The sequence below is a fragment of the Chitinophaga filiformis genome, from assembly GCF_900102545.1.
Taxonomy (GTDB): domain Bacteria; phylum Bacteroidota; class Bacteroidia; order Chitinophagales; family Chitinophagaceae; genus Chitinophaga; species Chitinophaga filiformis.
Genome location: NZ_FNBN01000005.1, coordinates 99,538 through 117,359, shown reverse-complemented (window position 1 = coordinate 117,359; position 17,822 = coordinate 99,538). Strand labels below are relative to the sequence as shown.

Annotated in this window: 10 protein-coding genes; 1 reads left to right on the top strand and 9 read right to left on the bottom strand. The window is 45.2% G+C overall.

The window, feature by feature from the left end; all coding sequences use genetic code 11:
* Positions 1 to 9: 9 nt before the first annotated feature.
* The 3 genes from BLR32_RS20650 to BLR32_RS20640 all read right to left on the bottom strand — a co-directional run bounded on the left by BLR32_RS20650 (position 10) and on the right by BLR32_RS20640 (position 5,077).
* Positions 10 to 3,429: a SusC/RagA family TonB-linked outer membrane protein gene (locus tag BLR32_RS20650; protein WP_089835069.1), complete on the bottom strand. Its 3,420-nt coding sequence runs from the start codon at positions 3,427 to 3,429 to the stop codon at positions 10 to 12.
* Between the two features lie 12 nt (positions 3,430 to 3,441).
* The gene (locus BLR32_RS20645) at positions 3,442 to 4,449 is read right to left on the bottom strand and encodes a FecR family protein (protein WP_089834759.1); all 1,008 of its coding nucleotides are present in this window, start codon (positions 4,447 to 4,449) and stop codon (positions 3,442 to 3,444) included.
* A 64-nt stretch (positions 4,450 to 4,513) separates the two neighbouring features.
* On the bottom strand, positions 4,514 to 5,077 hold the full coding sequence (locus BLR32_RS20640) for an RNA polymerase sigma-70 factor (RefSeq protein WP_089834758.1): 564 nt from the start codon (positions 5,075 to 5,077) through the stop codon (positions 4,514 to 4,516).
* 204 nt (positions 5,078 to 5,281) lie between these two features.
* Between BLR32_RS20640 and BLR32_RS20635 the strand changes: the two genes are divergently transcribed.
* Positions 5,282 to 6,223, top strand: a complete 942-nt coding sequence (locus BLR32_RS20635) for a hypothetical protein (protein ID WP_143011532.1) — start codon at positions 5,282 to 5,284, stop codon at positions 6,221 to 6,223.
* 4 nt (positions 6,224 to 6,227) lie between these two features.
* Here BLR32_RS20635 and BLR32_RS20630 read toward each other — a convergent pair whose 3' ends face one another.
* The 6 genes from BLR32_RS20630 to BLR32_RS20605 form a co-directional block, all read right to left on the bottom strand.
* Positions 6,228 to 7,229 (bottom strand): IPT/TIG domain-containing protein, encoded by a 1,002-nt coding sequence (locus BLR32_RS20630; RefSeq protein WP_089834756.1) that lies wholly within the window; start codon positions 7,227 to 7,229, stop codon positions 6,228 to 6,230.
* 36 nt (positions 7,230 to 7,265) lie between these two features.
* Complete coding sequence (locus BLR32_RS20625) at positions 7,266 to 8,156, bottom strand: hypothetical protein (protein WP_089834755.1); 891 nt, start codon at positions 8,154 to 8,156, stop codon at positions 7,266 to 7,268.
* A gap of 109 nt (positions 8,157 to 8,265) precedes the next feature.
* Complete coding sequence (locus tag BLR32_RS20620) at positions 8,266 to 9,132, bottom strand: hypothetical protein (protein ID WP_089834754.1); 867 nt, start codon at positions 9,130 to 9,132, stop codon at positions 8,266 to 8,268.
* A 499-nt stretch (positions 9,133 to 9,631) separates the two neighbouring features.
* Complete coding sequence (locus BLR32_RS20615) at positions 9,632 to 12,616, bottom strand: DUF5060 domain-containing protein (protein WP_089834753.1); 2,985 nt, start codon at positions 12,614 to 12,616, stop codon at positions 9,632 to 9,634.
* Positions 12,617 to 12,981: 365 nt separating this feature from the next.
* The gene (locus tag BLR32_RS20610; protein WP_089834752.1) at positions 12,982 to 14,493 is read right to left on the bottom strand and encodes a RagB/SusD family nutrient uptake outer membrane protein; all 1,512 of its coding nucleotides are present in this window, start codon (positions 14,491 to 14,493) and stop codon (positions 12,982 to 12,984) included.
* A 17-nt stretch (positions 14,494 to 14,510) separates the two neighbouring features.
* Complete coding sequence (locus tag BLR32_RS20605; RefSeq protein ID WP_089834751.1) at positions 14,511 to 17,537, bottom strand: SusC/RagA family TonB-linked outer membrane protein; 3,027 nt, start codon at positions 17,535 to 17,537, stop codon at positions 14,511 to 14,513.
* Positions 17,538 to 17,822: the final 285 nt, after the last annotated feature.

The following is a 17,822-nucleotide window of genomic DNA, read 5'->3' as shown; positions in this document are numbered from 1 at the left end:
TAGCTGACATTAGAATTTAAGGTTAAGGTTAACACCAATGCTTCTGGTAGATGGTGTCTGTAAATTATCCACACCAGCATCCGGATCTACATTCGGCATCTTAGAGAACAGCAACAGGTTACGGCCTACAGCAGAAACATCTGCTGCGCGGAAGATGTGCCCCTTCAGCCATTTGGATGGCAGTCTGTAGGTCAGTGTTACCTCTCTCAGTTTCAGGAAAGTCTGTGAGTAATAGTTGTAGTTCACAAACTGACTGTTGCTGGTATTGGTCATGTAGTCAATATAGTTCACGCCCTGCGTGTTCGGTGCAAAAGTCCGGTTGTCGGTGATGATGTTACCATCCCTGTCGTAGGTAGCCTGACCGGAAGTCACGATCACACCTTGTCCTACGTAAGTAGATTTACCTTCATTCGCTTCATCCCTGAAGTGATTCACAGTACCCGGATTGGTACCACCCCACCACATTTTCTGGTTCGTAGTGGAATACATCAAACCACCAATACGTCCATCTACCAGGAAACGGAAACTGAAGTTGCCATAAGAGAAGCTGTTCTCCAGACCATAGATCAGGTCAGGATCGCTGTTACCTATCAGACGCTGTATGTTATCTTCCTGCGGGAATCCATCTGCCCTGTAGATTACATTACCGGAAGGATCTTTCTGATAAACAGTTGTGAAGATCTTGTCAGCTCTGTCACCAGCCTTCAGGTATCCAAGCCTGTCGCCACCGGTGATCTCTTTCAGGTAACGGCGGTAAGTGCTCAGGTTCAGCAATACATCCCATCTGAATTTCTCTTTGCGCACAGGGGTAGCAGTAGCCACGATCTCAATACCTCTGCGTTGATAAACGTGACCATTTTCAAGACGGCTGGTAAAGCCACTACCCAATGATACCGGGATCTCCAGGATGTTGTTGAAATCTTTCGTCTGGAAGTAAGTCAGCTCCAGACCCACTTTGTTGCTGAAGAACTTAGTTTCCACACCTGCCTCCCAGCTGTCGGAAGTCTGCGGATGCAGTGACTGATTATAGATCACATCTTTGTAAGTCAGACCCGGTTTACCATTCCATGTTGTACTCTTATCATACGAAGGAAGATAACCATAAGTATAGCTGTTATCCAATGTACCGCTGGATACCCTGGATACTGCACCTCTCGCCTTCAGGAAAGAGAACCACTCAGGCAGGCGTACCAGCTGTGATACTACTACCGATCCTGATAAGGATGGATAGAAGAAGCTATTATTAGCAATAGGTAACGTAGAGATCTTGTCATTACGGCCTGTTACAGAGAGGTAGATCGCGTTATACAGTTCTACGTCTACAACACCGTAAAGGCTCGCTGTTCTGCGTTCCTCCAGTGAATTGGTTGACTGTACAGCATTGGCAGAGTTACTCAGGTTATACAATCCCGGAATAGTTAAACCATCGGTGTTACTGGATGCATCTTTCTGATTCCTGTAATAGTTGGAACCACCAGCCTGTGCGTGCACTTTAAACTTATCGCTGAAAGTATGGTTGTAGTCAACGATCAGGTCAGACACTATGTCAAAGTAAGTGCTGGAAGTGATAGTGTACTGTCCTCTTGATTTATTTCCATAACCGATATAGCTCTTCGGCTCATTATAATTACGGTTCAGGCTATACTGGTTAATACCATTACGGAACCTGACATTGAAAGAAGGACTGATCTTATAGTTCAGATCAACTGATCCGAAGGTATTGTTCTTATCATAACCTCTCAGGTATTCATAAGCCTGGAAGTATGGGTTATTATAGTAAGAGATGTTATAGTGACGTTGCTGAACGCCTTCTTTACCAGGTACCCAGTAATTACGCAGATCACGCACGTCAATATCCGGACCTGTCCAGAGGATCAGGTTATACAGGTAGTTGGTCGGACCATAACCTGTTTCCGGGAAGTTGTGTGTGTATTCCTTGTTATAGCTGATACGGCCATTCACACTGAAATTCTTACTCAGGTTGTATGTACCTGACAGGTTGAAGGAAGTATTCTTCAGGTCTGTATTAGGTACGATACCCTGCTGATAGATATGTGATGCAGAAGCCCTGAAGCTACCGTTCTCACCCGATTTGGTGAAGCTTATATTATTGCTGGTGATGACACCTGTACGGAAGAAGTTCTTTACGTTATCCTTACCGCGCGACAGGAACGGCAATGGCACCAGTTTACCTGTATTAGGATCAACAGGACTGTTGAACTGTGGCGTTTCCCAATACCCACTCGGTGTAGACGGATCACGTTGATCCAGCTTAGGTCCCCAGATCCAGCCGAAGCCTTCAGGACCGCTACCGGAACCGTCTATATATTCATATTCACCTTTGAAACCATTACCATAAGTAGTCTGTATTTTAGGAATGCGGATAAAGCTGGTTTGGAACTGTGTAGAAGAGTTGAAGTCAACACTCAGATCTTTGGAGCCACCTCTTTTTGTGGTGATCATGATGGCACCGTTTGTACCGATAGAACCATACAATGCAGATGCGGAAGAACCTTTCAGCACGGTCATGCTCTCGATATCATCGGCATTGATCTTATACAGATCGGCTGTCTGGTCAGGAATACCATCAATTACGATCAATGGCTTAGCACCGCGCAACGAGATACCCGGGTCCTGGAACAGGTCTGTTGTATTCCTGATAGTCAGACCAGCTACACGACCTGTTAGAGAGCTGATCACGTTTGATTCACGGGCTTTTACCAGGTCAGCACCCTTTACTTCCTGGGCGGCATAGCCTACCTTTGCTTTTTCCTTTTTGATACCCAAAGCGGTTACCAGTACCTCTGATAATTTCTTTTCATCGTCCTGCAGTGTTACCTGATAACTTGTACTCTTATCTACAGTCAACAAGAATGGCTGGTAGCCTGTAAAGAAGAACTGTAATACTTCTCCTTCATTCGCTTTGATCTGAAAGTCGCCGTTCTCATTTGATATTGTACCGCGCTTTGTACCTTTCACCATGATAGATACACCAGGCAGTGGCTGTTTCTTTACATCAGTCACTTTACCGGAGATGGTCCTTTCCACCGGATCTTCAACTGCTACAGGCGCTGCTCCTGCTTTTACAATAATATTGTTGTCCAGGCATTTATAGTTAAACACTGCCTGACTAGCCAGTTGCTGTAATACATTTTCCAATGTGGTATTACGTGCATTCAGATTCACTTTCCTGGACATCAGTCCGGATTGATCCATACAGATAATAGCATAATGTGTTTGCTGTTCGATCATCTCGAACACTTCTTCTAATGACTTATTCTGTACGGTCAGCGAACAGGGCACCTTATGCAGGTCTACCCTTGCTCCTGCCTGTACGGAAGCGAATGGAAAGGATAATACACAGCAAAGCAACATACATAGGATTGCTTTACTGCGTGAGATACTCAGATGTTGGTAAAAACGAAACATAATTTCAGGCATTTAGCGTGAGTGATAGGCGTTGTGTGTGGTGAAACGGATCTGTCTTCCGTTGATGGTATAATCAAGATTATCTGTTGCTTTGACTACATCCAGTATATACTTCAGCGGTTTATCATTGAACCGGGCGAAGAGTTTATAACCGGCCATAGACGGGTCAGCGAAGGTGATCTCGACATCGTATAATTGCTCCAGTTTTTGTGCTACAACCGACAGCGGTTCATTGCGGAATACCAGCAGGCGGGAAGTCCATCCTGTAATAGCTTCCACATCATAATTCCGGGTATAAGCATGTTGTTCATGGCTATCATAATATAATTCCTGTCCTGGCTGCAGTTCATACTGCTTTTGCTGTGCAGGCACATTTACCTGTACCTTTCCATCCACCAATGATACGGCAGCACTGTCCACTCCTTTATAATATGTTACATTGAACCGGGTACCCAATACCTGCACAGACAGATCTCCTGCCTGCACTGTAAAAGGCTGATGTGCATCTTTGGTCACTTCAAAGAAAGCCTGTCCTTCCAGGATGATGTTCCTGTCATGTTTTCCAAACTCCTGTGTATACCGGATAACACTCTTCGGCGCCAGATGTACAATCGTACCATCCGGCATCGTGTCTTTCAGCAGCTGCCCTGGCAGTGTCTTTTTCTCTATATAAGCGAGTGCCTGCCGGTGTGATGACTGTCTTAAAAAGAGAATGCTACTTATAATAATACCTGCAACAGCAGCGGCAACACCCGTCTGCCAGCGGTATCTGCTTATAATAGTCAGTAATCCCTTATGCTGACGGCCATGGATGCGTTGTTTTACATCCTGTAAAGCGGTAGCAACCAATGCTTCATCATGCGGTTGCTGGCTGGCCAGCCATATATCCTTCAGGACGCGATAGATTTGTCTGTTTTCTTCCGCACTTTCCAGCCATTCAGCCAGGAAATCTTCTTCCCATGGAACGGTCTGTTCATTAAAATGTCGGGTGATCAGTAAGTAAAGTTCCTTTTGTTCCAATCCTTTTTCTGTTTACAAGAGAAGGACGAAAAGAATGACTAGGCTCGTGACAGGAAAAACGGAGTTAACATATTGGTAATATTGGGTAGGCTGTCTTGAGGATTTTCAACGCGCGGAACATATGTGTCTTTACGGAGTTAACAGATATATTTAACAGATCTGCAATTTCATCATAACTAAATCCTTCATAACGGTGCATCTTAAATACCAGCTGCATCTGAGGAGGTAACTGGGTGATCAGCTGCTGTATCTGTGAGGTAACGTCTTTATACATCAGCTGACGGTCAGGCTGCTGATGGTCTTCACCAGGTGTTTCCACCAATACATCTTCGGAGAGATTAAAAATAGTTTTCCGCTTGCGGTAATAGTCAAACACCCTGTTCCTGACAGAGACATATAAATAGGCACTTAAAGTAGTAGAAATAGCTATCTGGCGGCGGCTATGCCACAGCGTACAGAACATCTCCGCGACGATGTCTTCAGCTTCGTCGGTGGGGTAAGGCAGGAGCACTTTTGCAAACTGCAACAATCCTTCATAGTAACGTTTAAAGATAGCGTCAAACGCATCTTCGCTACCAGAGATGAAGAGTTGCAGGTATTTTTCGTCGTCAAAGGAATGGCGTGCCATTAGCACAAATCTAAGGGGTGGGAATGGGTTTCAATGTTAGGTTTTTATTAAGTCTGCCAACCAGCAGGTAAAGATCTGAATTGCAGGAATAAAAAATATCAGCAGAATTACTATCCAAAAAATTAAGTAAATTTACTCACAATTCCCCACTCCCAGCATCTCTATCCCCCAATCAGATTGTCACATCATTTAACTCCAATGATTATGAAAACGTGTATACTCATCATTTTCATGTTATATATTACTCATTCCATACTCGCCCAGGAAAAGGACACTACCAGTCACTACCAGCAACTGGAAGAAAAGTACCAGCGGCTAAAAGACTCTACATCCCGCTTGTCTCCTTTCATTCCTGCTGTATCATCTGTACTCATCAATTACAAACAGGTAGAATTAAACTTCTTTGCTTCGATGATATCTGCCAATAATTACAGAGATGACGACGGACACCTCGGCGATCTTAATGCCCGTCAAACATACCTCTACCGCACCATACAGGCAACATACGGCGTATCAAAACATGCGCGGTTCAATGCAGGAATAGATGTGAATATTGTGATGGGAAGAATAGACCAGGACAGAACCAGTTCTATGTTTAAGGTATTTGACTCCGGTGTGGAAGGCAACAGCAGATTTGCAAGAGCTATTACATCTATAGCAGCAAGGATAAGATGGAGGCCTTTAAGAAGGAATTATAATTTTACTATACAAAGCAGTGTCATCTTCCCGACTGGTATCGATCGTGAGAAGCAGTATGTGTTAGGGTACAACCAGATCTTTCTCATGTCTCAGTTCCTGTACAACCAGCCATTGAGTGAACGTCTCTTCCTCTTTTCCCAACTTGGTTTGCAATATGGATTTGAAAGAGAGAATGTGCCGGCAGCATTCTACTCTCCCTTATCCCTGTACTTAAGTTATTTAATCCCCAGGAAAACGATCCCTTTTATATTGTTTAATTATATTCCTATGTTCAGCAAGAATAACAGCTGGTCTTACAGCCGCTATACGATGCAGGTTGGCGGCGGAGTACAATACCAGATCACCCGCCGCTTACTCATCAATGGCTATTACGCCAATGACATAAAAGGAAAGAACTATCCCGACTTTAACACCTACAGTCTCAGCTTACGGTATGTATTACACTAATGATTCACTGATCACACTGCAGGTTAGAATCATTTGACCTCCTGTCAAACGTACATGTTGAAATCGTCCCTGTCTTCGAAGATATCAGCACCATCTTCAACACACACGGATTAGCTGATGAAGAGGAGAATTGTCCTGCGAAAGTTTCTCCTGTCTTCTTGTTGGTAAACTCAATGTAGTTAAGGTCGTTATAATCTTTCACTGTATTGAAATGATATTCATAAGTGCCGGTCACATCATAATTGAATGTGCCGTCATCTGTATTAAGATCAACGAAGTTGTTGCCATCTTGTTGCGAGAATAGGCCGCAACTCCAGTTGTTGGAAATAGTAGGTACATAGGCGGGAGGAGGAATAGCAATGATAGAGAAGTTCACACTGGCAGGACCTGCAGGTGGCGCTCCTGATACCTGGAAGTTGATCGTAGATGTTCCCTTGACAGTCGTCACCTTTACAGTCACCGCACCGGCAGACAGATCTTTCGGCACTGTTGCGGTGATCACCTTTTTATTGTTTGTATAAACAACCGCCTCTTTATCATTGAAGGTAACATGAATAGCACCGGAGAGATTATCCCCATAGATCAGCACCGGATATTCTGTAAAGTTGGCCGCAGGAATGATCTTACTGAGTGTCGGCGGCTGGGGATCTACATTATCCGGTTCTTTTACTACTTCAAATGACAGCTCATTTGATTTACCTCCGCTGGTGGTCACAGCTACCTTATTGGCACCTACAGTAGCACCCGCAGGCACCACCGTGGTGATGGTTGTACTGGTATTCGACACAATGGTAGAAGCAATACTATTGAACGTTACCTTGTCGGCATTGCCAATATTCTGACCACTCACCGTTACAGGTTCTCCTACAATACCTTTTACCGGAGACACCGAACTAAGCGAGGGAACCGGTATTACCTCCTTCTTTGACTTGCCGCACTGCGGACCGGTAAACAGTATGATCAGCAACAGCAGGTATAGCTGGTTGATCCTTAGCAACTGTTTCATAAGCGTTATTTTGTAGTACTGTTAATAAGCTGTCTGTTACATCGCCAGTCTGCTTAAGAGGATCTGCGCCCTGTTGTCCAGTTCCTGCAACCTTCTTTCCAGCTGCAGTTGCGAGGCTTCTATCTCCCGCATAACGGTATCTTTAAAGTCCTTTTTCCGCCCACCTTTGATCTCTCCCCTGTTATATTCATTGATGTCTCTTATCTTTAAATTCAATGTGAAGATATTGGCGCTATGCAGCTCACCCAATGCATAATTGAACCATTCCCTTACTTCAGTGGCCTTCGCTTCACTCTCCCATAAGTCTGCCACCATTTTCTCATATCCGCTGTGTTTCCTGTTGATATCTTCGAATGCTTCATTATAACTGTTCACCGCATCTATCAATACCTGCATGGCCTGTGGATCCTCAAATGCATGCCGTGCGGTGAACTTAAAAGCATCCTTCAGGTCTTTTGCCTCGTTCGTATAATTATTGATAGCAGCCGCCAGCTGAGGATAAAATTCTTTTCTTCTTCTGTCGAGGTCTATCTGGTCTTTCAGATCTTCCAGTTTGATATTGGTCATCTTCTGGATCTCCTCCCTGAAGGCAACCAGCGACTGCTCTATACCGTCCTGCTTCACACCCAGTTGCAGCAATCCGTTTTTAATCTCGTTATTACTTCTGGCAACTGCACGGGTAAGGATATCCTTGGGTGAATCTCCGACAATGAATACAATAGCAACACTACTATCTTTGGGTACTGCTACATTGCCTCCCGGCGGATACAGGATGCTCTGATCACTATCTACCAGTTCCAGTGTAACCGTACTGACATTGTTGTTAATAGGGATGATGAACTGCCCGTCTGTACCGGTAGTTCCCCTTCCCTGGTCCACCAGCCTCACAGATATATTGTTCAGTGCTTTGCTTCCATCGAAAAGCATTATTCTTCCTTTAAACCGTCTGACGTTCTGGCTGAAACAAACATGAGTAAGCAATAGCAGGCATATTGCAAGGCAGCATATCAAACATCCTTTTGGCATATATATCAGATTAAGGGGTCTTATCTATTCTCAGATCAATTGGTATTGTTGATGAAATAGTTACTACTTCGTTGAACCTTGTGATCCCATCCGTGACAATCTTCAGCTGTGTCTTCTCTCCTGAGGGCAATGGTACTGTGAGGGAGAAGTTGCCATTAGGATCTGTATAACAGGTGGCCAGTCCGCTGGAGAAATCAAGCAATGCATGTGCCACAGCCATATTCTTCTGATCAAGCACAGAGCCTCTGACCAATGTGGACGTTGATTCCCGGGTCCTGGTAACATGAATATCCACATAGTCTTCATTTTTAGAGATCAGCACTTCGTTGGAATCTGCCAGCTGATAGTTCATAATGGAAGGCACTATCCTGACTTTCCTGTTGTGATACTTTTCAGGTATGTTATAAAACGCCACCTCTCCTTCATGGATATTCACTGTCTTAGGTTCTTTTCCTATATACAACGTCACCGTGCCTTCATTCAAGGTATTCATGGGCTGACCATTGCTGATAATACGCATCTTCAGGTCAAAGGCTTCCTTCTTATTGTAATTGGGCATAATAAATCCACCGCCTACAACAAGGGCAAATATCACGATAGGCCCTGTCAACTGTAACTTCCCGTAGGTAACGCTTTCATTTGATGTAAAGGAAGCATACGACTTCATAGCGCCTGCGAGAAAAGCTGCACTGCTGAATCCAAGGGGAATAAGAATGATGTAATAAATATTTCCCGTGATCCCAAGGTCTGCTAACTGTTTGCCAAAGAAGATCATTATACCTGCGGCCAGTAAGGACAGCAGGAAAGCCACTCCACTGATCCATATCCAGTTCATACGGCGCCTTGGGGCTGGACGTCCGTTTCCAACATTCTTCATGATATCATTCACATGAACTTATAAACAAGCTTTAAGAAATAACTCTATTAGTGATCAGGCATACTCTATCGCCCGGCTATATACTGGATTATTACTTTTAATGACGAATGAAATATTGTAGCCTCACATGTATTTCATCTTCGTGTTACGCGTTTTAACCATCATCTTATTCGCGTAGAGGAAATTGGGGTGAGGGATCTTATACAACGTATTTGCTTATGTTAAGTTATAAATATTTTTTCAAATTGCTATCAGTATTTTTTGCTACTGTATGAATTTGGTTAATAGGTGAAACGCAATACAGGTAATGATTATAGGAGATTATTATAATTTATTTATTTTAATTATCGATCGCCAGTAATGATATTGGTAAAGAGTAAATAGGCCGTCAAAATTAATTAACGGCCTACTTACATCATACCAGAAAAGAGAATGTACAACACGCCTTGGTCAGAGCTTTGTATCATTCTTTACACGAAACAAGTCCGTGCAGCTATAACTACAAAACATCAAATACTAATGTGCCAGACAAATACCAGTCGCCACCAAGATTATCGACAGTGATGTTGTGCGTGCCGGCTTTAAGGGCTACCACATAGGAAAGATTGGCGATTGCCACCTGGTCGGTCACCAGCACAGCATCTGCATAAATACTTACCCGCGCGCCGTTCTGTGAAACAGAAGCGACTGTCAGCTTAAAATATCCATCCTGGGAAAGATTTACATTGATGCTGGCAGGATTATAGTACTCCGGATGAGCAGGTTCGCCATATACGTACATGGCCAGGTTGGAAGCATCCGGCGTTAATGAGCCATCTTCGAGAAGAGTAAACGTGTTTACCGGAGGTTTGCTTCCCCACGGATACCCTGGCACAAGCGTTCTGGCGCCCACTGTCTGGCCAGGCGCGGGAAGGCCTGAAGCAAGCGATGGCACAAAGGAATAATGATCCACCTGTGTCCAGTCGCCACCAAGATTATCTACCTTGATCCGGTGCAGTCCCGGCGTGATAACGACAACATAAGAAGTGTTAACAACAGCATCCTGGTCAAGTACTTTAACGTCGTCCACATATATCGTTAAACGAGGGGAACCAACTGATATGGTGGCAGCAGTACGCACTTCAAAATATCCCGCCTGTGCGTAGTTAACAACAAACGTAGCTGGATTGCGGTATTGCGTATTGGCCTGGCTACCATAAACAAACATGCCCAGGCTGGCAGCACCTGGCGTTATGCCGTTATTGTCTACTGTAAAGACGGATGCGGTCGTTGCCCCCCAACCTAGTGTAGGTGTTACTGATACAGGTGTGCTAAGCGCAGCCGAGGTGCTAAGGGTAGCGGTAAATGCAATATCCCAGGACACTTCTGGTAGGTCGAAGGTTAACACACCATTGGTCACAGTGGCAGTACGGGTGCCAATGGGTTGTGCAGGAGCTGTAGTGCCAGCAGGTGCACAACTGTAAAAATTGACAGTATACGTACCGTTGTTCATACCAGGTACATTTACAATTGCACCTGCAGGTACTGGCGGTGGAGGCGTGGTAGTGTTGTTATCGATAAAATACTGATGGTTGTACAACCTGTATTGTATGTAACCTGCCGCCTGGCTGTTATCAGCGCTCTTCAGGGCATATAGATTGTAAGGCCCTACTGCGTTGATAAACCTGAATTGAGACACCAGTATCCAGTCAGTCCCGAGATTATCAACTTTAATAGAATGTTGCCCTGCGCTGACAGGCACCGTATAGGTAAAGCCATTCTGCGCTACCTGGTCAAGCAGCAGCACACCGTCTACATAAATGTTGACGTTACCACCCCATTGACTGACTTCTGCAACCACTACTGAAAAGGTTCCTGCCTGCAGGTAATTGACGAGGAAGGTGGGCGGTCTGCGCAAAGTGCTGTTATTTGTAGCGCCCCAGACAAACTGAGGAAGCTCGCTTAGCCCGGGCGTCAGTTCGCCTTCATTGTCCAGTGTAAAGTCCACCACAGGTGGAGGAGGATTACTGGGATCTACAGGCCACATCCCTTCAGGGATAATGGTCAGGTCGGCCGGATTCGTATTAGAATAAGTCGGGAACGCCTTCTGATAATTGCCACTCACAAAGGGCACTATGTCTTTAAAAGCCGCCAGCCGTGAAAAGTGCGGATACAGGTGCTGTTCGTGCACCCAATGTTCCCACCAGGGAATGGCGGCGCCCATGGAGCCGCTCAGCAGCGTTGCCCACATTACATTGTGCATGCTGACGCCATTGGGATCAACATCTTTCTCCTGGGTAGCAGTGACAATCATGCCAAACTCACCGTCCAACACAGGTTTGGAATAGGTACTGAGGCGTTGCTGATTCAGGTTAGCGAGCAGACGTGGCATGCGCGGATCATTCTTGTACTTGTGTACCTGTGTAAAATCGATGCTGGCACTATCCCAGGTGCCGTCTCCATATTTCTCATCACCAAAGGAAGTTGTCACCAGGTGATTAGGATCGATTGATTTCAGATAGGCTGCCATTTCATTGTGCCATTGATCGATCACAGCCGAGTTGTCAAACTGTGGCGTGTCGCCAGGCTTGCTCTTATAATACGGCGTGTTGTCCACTTCATTGAACAATTCCCAGCTTTGCAGGGTACCTGCATATCCCCATCGTGCTACCAGATAGCGTAGCCGGTTTTTGAAGATATCTTTTGCGGTACTGTTGCTGAAAAAGTCAAGCGGTGTACTACACGGGCCTCCCTTTTCGGTGTTGTAGGGATTGTTTTGCCACTCGTCACCTACTACAAACTGGTTGTGATAGTTGATGCAAAGCATGATGGCATAACCGTTGGTTTGTCCGCGACCGAGCAGGTAATCAATTTGTTTCGCTGCTGTTTGCTTGTATCGCTTCAGGTTATCAAATCCGTTGACGCCTCCTTCAACGTTGGACCATTCCAGCGCCACTCCCCAGGTAGCCATCCAAATGCGGACAAAGTTGACACCTGTGGGCTCCAGCTGACCGAGCAGACCATTATAATAAACAATAACATCGCCATCGGGGAAGGCTATATTTTCCCCTACAGGAATGTATTGCGCACCGTCATCCCATTTGAGATAATTGGTGTTAGTTTTCCGGATATACCCCTTGCCTGTTGCAGAGACGCCGGAGCAGGTAAAGGAATACGTAGCACTCGTCGCAGGAGCTCCACCCTGCAGGCTGCCCGACAGTATATACGACCACTGGCCCTCCTCATCGGGCGTAAATCTGAAACGAAAACCTGACCCGCTAGGTGTCATGCCGCCGGTAGATGTATTGAGGTTGTAATCATCCATCCAGAAAGCATCCACCGTTCGTTGCACACCTGTCGGGGAAGTAAGGATAGCCTGCACGGCGACGTCTGAATAATCGTACTGGTTCGTGTAAGTAGCAGTGAGGTCAATAGTGACTTCATACAAATCCCATTTGGCCACGGTGGCCTGGGCGGGGTTAACGCCATTGAATGTAATTGGCAACGTGTGAAATTAAAATGTGATCAATAATAAATATGGTACCTGGTTAATGCAGGAGGTCTCGTCATGACGGGTTACACTTAGTGAGATCCTGAATTGTTTTGTAAATGTGAACGTTCAACAATGGCTTAATAATGGTGTGGTATATATAGCATTTCGATCATCTCTGTTTCAGGGTTATGAGATTCGAACTGCATAAAAATACTAACTTTTTTAGTACCAAAAAATTTTCTGACAGAAAATATAACGAAGCTGCCTCAACTTTGTTGAGACAGCTTCGTTCTGTTCAACTTTTATATTACGTTCATGCGTAATGCCTAACGCGTCAGCGCTTTTGACGCTCGTTATTCTTGCATAATCAGCGTGTGTCAATAATCATCATTCTGTTCGAGCGACAAATAACTATCCACTTCTGTTTGTGGAAAAGGAAATACATAATTCTTCGGAAAGAATTTCCTGTTCACACCACCGGGATTTACAACAGCAGGCAACACCGTTTCTGCCGTCTTCCATCTCAACAGATCAAAGTATCGCAATCCTTCCAATGCAAACTCTACTCTCCGCTCCTGCCTGATACGCAGCCGCATTTCATCTGCAGATAAACCGGCTGGCAAGGGAGGCTGTTGTACACTCTTACGGCCACGCACTGCATTCACGGCATCATATATACTCTGATCAGGTCCGCTCACTTCATTCTTTGCCTCAGCATACATCAGTAGTATATCTGCATAACGGATCAATACAAAGTCCTGATCACTACGTGTGGAATAATCTGTCGGAGCCCTTGTAGTATCAAGATATTTCTTCACCAGAAATCCTGTTCTGTTATTCCCGTCTTTCGCCGGATTGAAGATACCTTCTGCACTGTACTTCCAGGGATCACCCGGTACATAGATCGTTTTACGCAAACGCGCATCACGGTTTTCATAAGGACGCACAGGATCATACAAGGGAGATTCAGTGATCTTCTTTCCATCCTTACATTCGAAAGCATCCGCCAGTCCTTTCAGTGGTTGTATACGTTCCCACTGGTCCCATCCCATCTGGTAATCTATCGTATTGATCAGGTTAGGCAATTGATAACGCGCCGAGAAGATGATCTCAGGATTATTGTTCTGTCCTGGCTTTACGAACAAACCATAGAATTCATCTGCAATACGGAACTTTCCACCATCTATGATCTGCTTTGCAGCAGCTGCCGCTTCTGCCCAACGCTCATTATACAGCAATACTCTTGCTTTGAGGCCAAGCGCAGTTGCCTTCACGATCTTACCACTATACACTTCATCCGGCAATGAAAGCAATGCAGTGTCAATATCTTTCAATACCTGTTCCACCACCTGCGCTTTCGTACTCTTCTTCATATCCTTTGCGTAGTTCAGGTCCTCAGGCTTTAAGGTGATGATCACACCGCCATACGTCTTACATAACTGCGAATAATAGTAAGCCCGCAGAAAATATACCTGCGCTTTATACTGTGCTGTTGTAGCAGCATTCATATTGGCTTTATCTACATTCGCCAGAAAATAATTACAGGTGGCGATCGCCTTGTAATTCATGGAATACATATCATTCACAATACCGCCTGTAGTTGGTTCCAGTTGTGAGGTAGCAATACTATTGAAAGATCCGGTACGTGGCCATGCATCATCAGAAATACCATCCCAGTACATGGTGAATGCACCAAAGCCTTCTGCTATCGTGTTATTGTCTGACTGTGCAGACAAGAGCGCATAACAGCCGGTGAGCGCCAGTTTCACATCTTCTTCCGATCGCCAGAAATTATCGACGGATACTTTATCAAGAGGATATTTATCGAGGAAATTGCTGCTGCAGGCCATCATGCCCGACAACAGTAAAAAGTATATAATGTTTTTCATGACGCGTTTTTTAATGATCAGAAAGTAACCCTTGCCCCGAAGGAATAAACTTTATTCTGTGGATAGTTCACAAAATTGCCACCGCCGCTCCGCTCAGGATCAAGCCCTGGGTAATGAGTGAATGTAAGCAGGTTGTCGCCCGCAAAGTATACTCTCAACGCAGAGATGCCCGCTCTTTTCAACAATGCCGCTTTCACATTATATCCCAGCTGTACATTCTTCAAACGGAAGAAGGACGCATCTTTTAGGAAGAAATCAGAGGAAGAGGAAGAGATAGGACCATAACCCTGTACATAGATATGTGGCAATGTAGCGCCTTTATTTTCAGGCGTCCATGCATCCCTCCATTCAGTGGTCGGTGGTGTGGACTGCCTGAAAGGTTCCAGTCCCCAGCCAGTCACATAAAACTTCTGCCCCTGTACGCCATAGAAGAATGCACTGAAGTCAAAATTCTTCCAGGCTGCATTGAGATTAAAGGAGTAGTTGAAATCGGGGAACGCACCGTCTATATAAGTTCTGTCGGATGCATTGATCTTCCCATCGTTGTTCACATCCCTGTATTTCAGGTCACCGGGTTTGGGAGTGTATTGCTGTTGCGGAGAATTTTTGATGTCATCATCCGACTGAAAAATGCCGGTTACCTGGTACACGTAAAAAGTCTCCCAGGGCAATCCTTCTTCCCTGATGGCGGTATTGGTTATCTCGCGTGCACCAAATTTCACCAGTTCGTTTTTATAGGTCTGGAAGTTTACGCCTATACCATATGAGAACTCTCCTATCCTGTTGTTGTAGTTAACCCCAAACTCCCAGCCGATATTCTGCATGGTACCCTGGTTCACGGTAGGAGCGCTTAATCCCAGCCATCCCGGCACCTGTGCAGCACGCAGGATGTTGAAAGTGCGTTTGTTGTACCAGTCGGCAGTTATACTGAGTTTATTATCCAACACAGCGAAGTCTACTCCTACATCAAACACCTGCGTCGTTTCCCAGCGAATGTTCTCATCTACAAGCGTATTACGCAATACACCCGCTGACAACACCGTATTATCCAGCGGATAGTTATAGCCTACTGTCAGGATATTCTGGTAAGGATAGTTGCCTATATTCTGATTGCCTAATCGTCCCCATGATGCACGTAGTTTCAGATCAGTGAGCCAGGATGATCCTTTCAGAAAAGGCTCCTGTCCTATGCGCCAGCCTGCAGAGAAAGAAGGGAATAATCCCCAGCGGGTATCTTTCTTAAAACGCGAAGAGCCGTCATAACGCAGGTTGGCTTCGAATAGATATTTATCCCGGTAATCATAATTCAGACGACCATAGTAAGAACGCAATGACCATTCGTAGGCCGTGCCTCCGGTAGTTTGTCCGTCAGCACCAGCGGCATTCAATTCAGGCAGATCATTACCCGGGAAATCCCGTCTGTAGCCATTCAGGCTTTCCTGTTTAAAATACTCTTCCTGTGCGCCTCCCAATACTTTGAAAGTATGATCACCGACCTTTTTGTTGTAGGTCAGCTGTGTGTAGACGATCGGATAAATGTTGTTATTGTCTGTAACGATCAGTCCTTTGGTACCAACATCCAGGTTAGTAGCGAATTGGCCGGTGAACCAATCATATTGCGGAATTACCGGACGGAAGTCTTTTACTTTATTGAAGCTGAAATTAAATCCACCTCTTGTTTCCCAGGTCAATCCATCCAGCACTTTTACATTCATAAAAAGATTGCTTTGCAGATAGTAGGCACGATCTGAGGCCTGTACATTTTCAGCAATGGCGACAGGGTTCTTGTTGTGATATACATAAGGATCTCCTCGGTAGGTGTAATGCCCGGTACCATCAGGAACAACAGGCCCGTACATGGGCGCTTGTGATAAAGCAGCGAGAAACTGATCCTGCGCACCCTGGCGGGGATATTTGCGATCGTTGTAATTGAAGTTTGTGTTGATCCCGAATGTGACTCTTTTATTCACTTCGGATGTCAGGTTGAATTGCAGCGTATATTTCTTATTTGCAAATCCCAGCATGGTGCCCGGTTCGTCTGTAAGGCCCATTCCCACTGTATAATTTGTACCTGCTCTGCCACCACTTACATTCAGGTAGTGGTTCTGTACATAAGTTGTACGAAAAAGCACATCCAGCCAGTTTACATCAGGATAGTGTGTTTTATCCGTAGCATTGCGGTACTGATCAATGAAGCTATCAGGATATGCAGCAGCCTGACCGGAGTGTACGAGTGCTTTATTATACAGCTCCATGTATTCAACAGAATTGGTGATCAGCTTCAACATACGCGTAGGTGAAGTGATGCCCATATTGTAGCTGTATTCAAGTTGCAGGCCGCTTTTAGTGCCTTGTTTTGTGGTGACCAGTATCACACCATTGGCGGCACGGGTACCATATATCGAAGCAGATGCGGCATCTTTCAGTACCGTGACGGATTCAATATCATTAGGGTTGAGCGTTGTAAGGCTACCGGGTATGCCATTCACGATCACCAGCGGATCATTACCGGCGCCACTGTAGGTGCCTTGTCCGCGTACACGCAGACTGACGCCTTGGTTACCCGGTTCACCGGAGTTCTCTACCACCGTCAGACCGGGTAGTTTTCCCTGTAACATAGTGGCGGGGTTAGTTACAACGCGTTTGTTCAGTTCAGCAGAATTTACCGTTACGACAGCGCCTGTCAGGTTTACTTTCTTCTGGGTGCCATATCCAACCACAATCACGTCGCTGAGGGCTGTAGCGGCTTCTGTGAGGCTGACGGTTAATTCTTTCTGTCCGGCAACAGGAACACTTTCTTCCTTATAACCGATAAAGCTGAACTTCAATATTCCCGAGGCAGCAACGCTAATCCTGAACCGGCCTGTGTTGTCGGTCTGCGTACCGGTTTTGTCATTGCCGGCAACGGTGATTGTTACACCGGGTAGTGGGTTTCCATGACTGTCTTTTACAGTACCGGTAACGAGGGTTGGAGGGCTTGATTGACCCCAGAGCATAAGGGGGACGATCAATAGGAGTGTTAACAGGTTCTTGATCTTTTTCATACGTGAATTTTTGGTTGAGGGTTGATTGACTACAGTAGTGGAGATGAGGGTTTTTCGTGGAATTTAGCTGTACTGAAATTAAGTATTATGCAAACGTTTTCATAAGTCAATGCGCGAAACAGGAATATTATATCATAGATTGTTAAAAAACAATCACAGACATGAAGAGGCCGGTAATGCGGAGTTATTGGGGACGAAGGTGATAAGGTATGAAGTAATGATGCGGCGCGCTATGAAGAGACAGTTAGTCGTCCGCAATTCATGCTAATTCTTTGATGAGATATT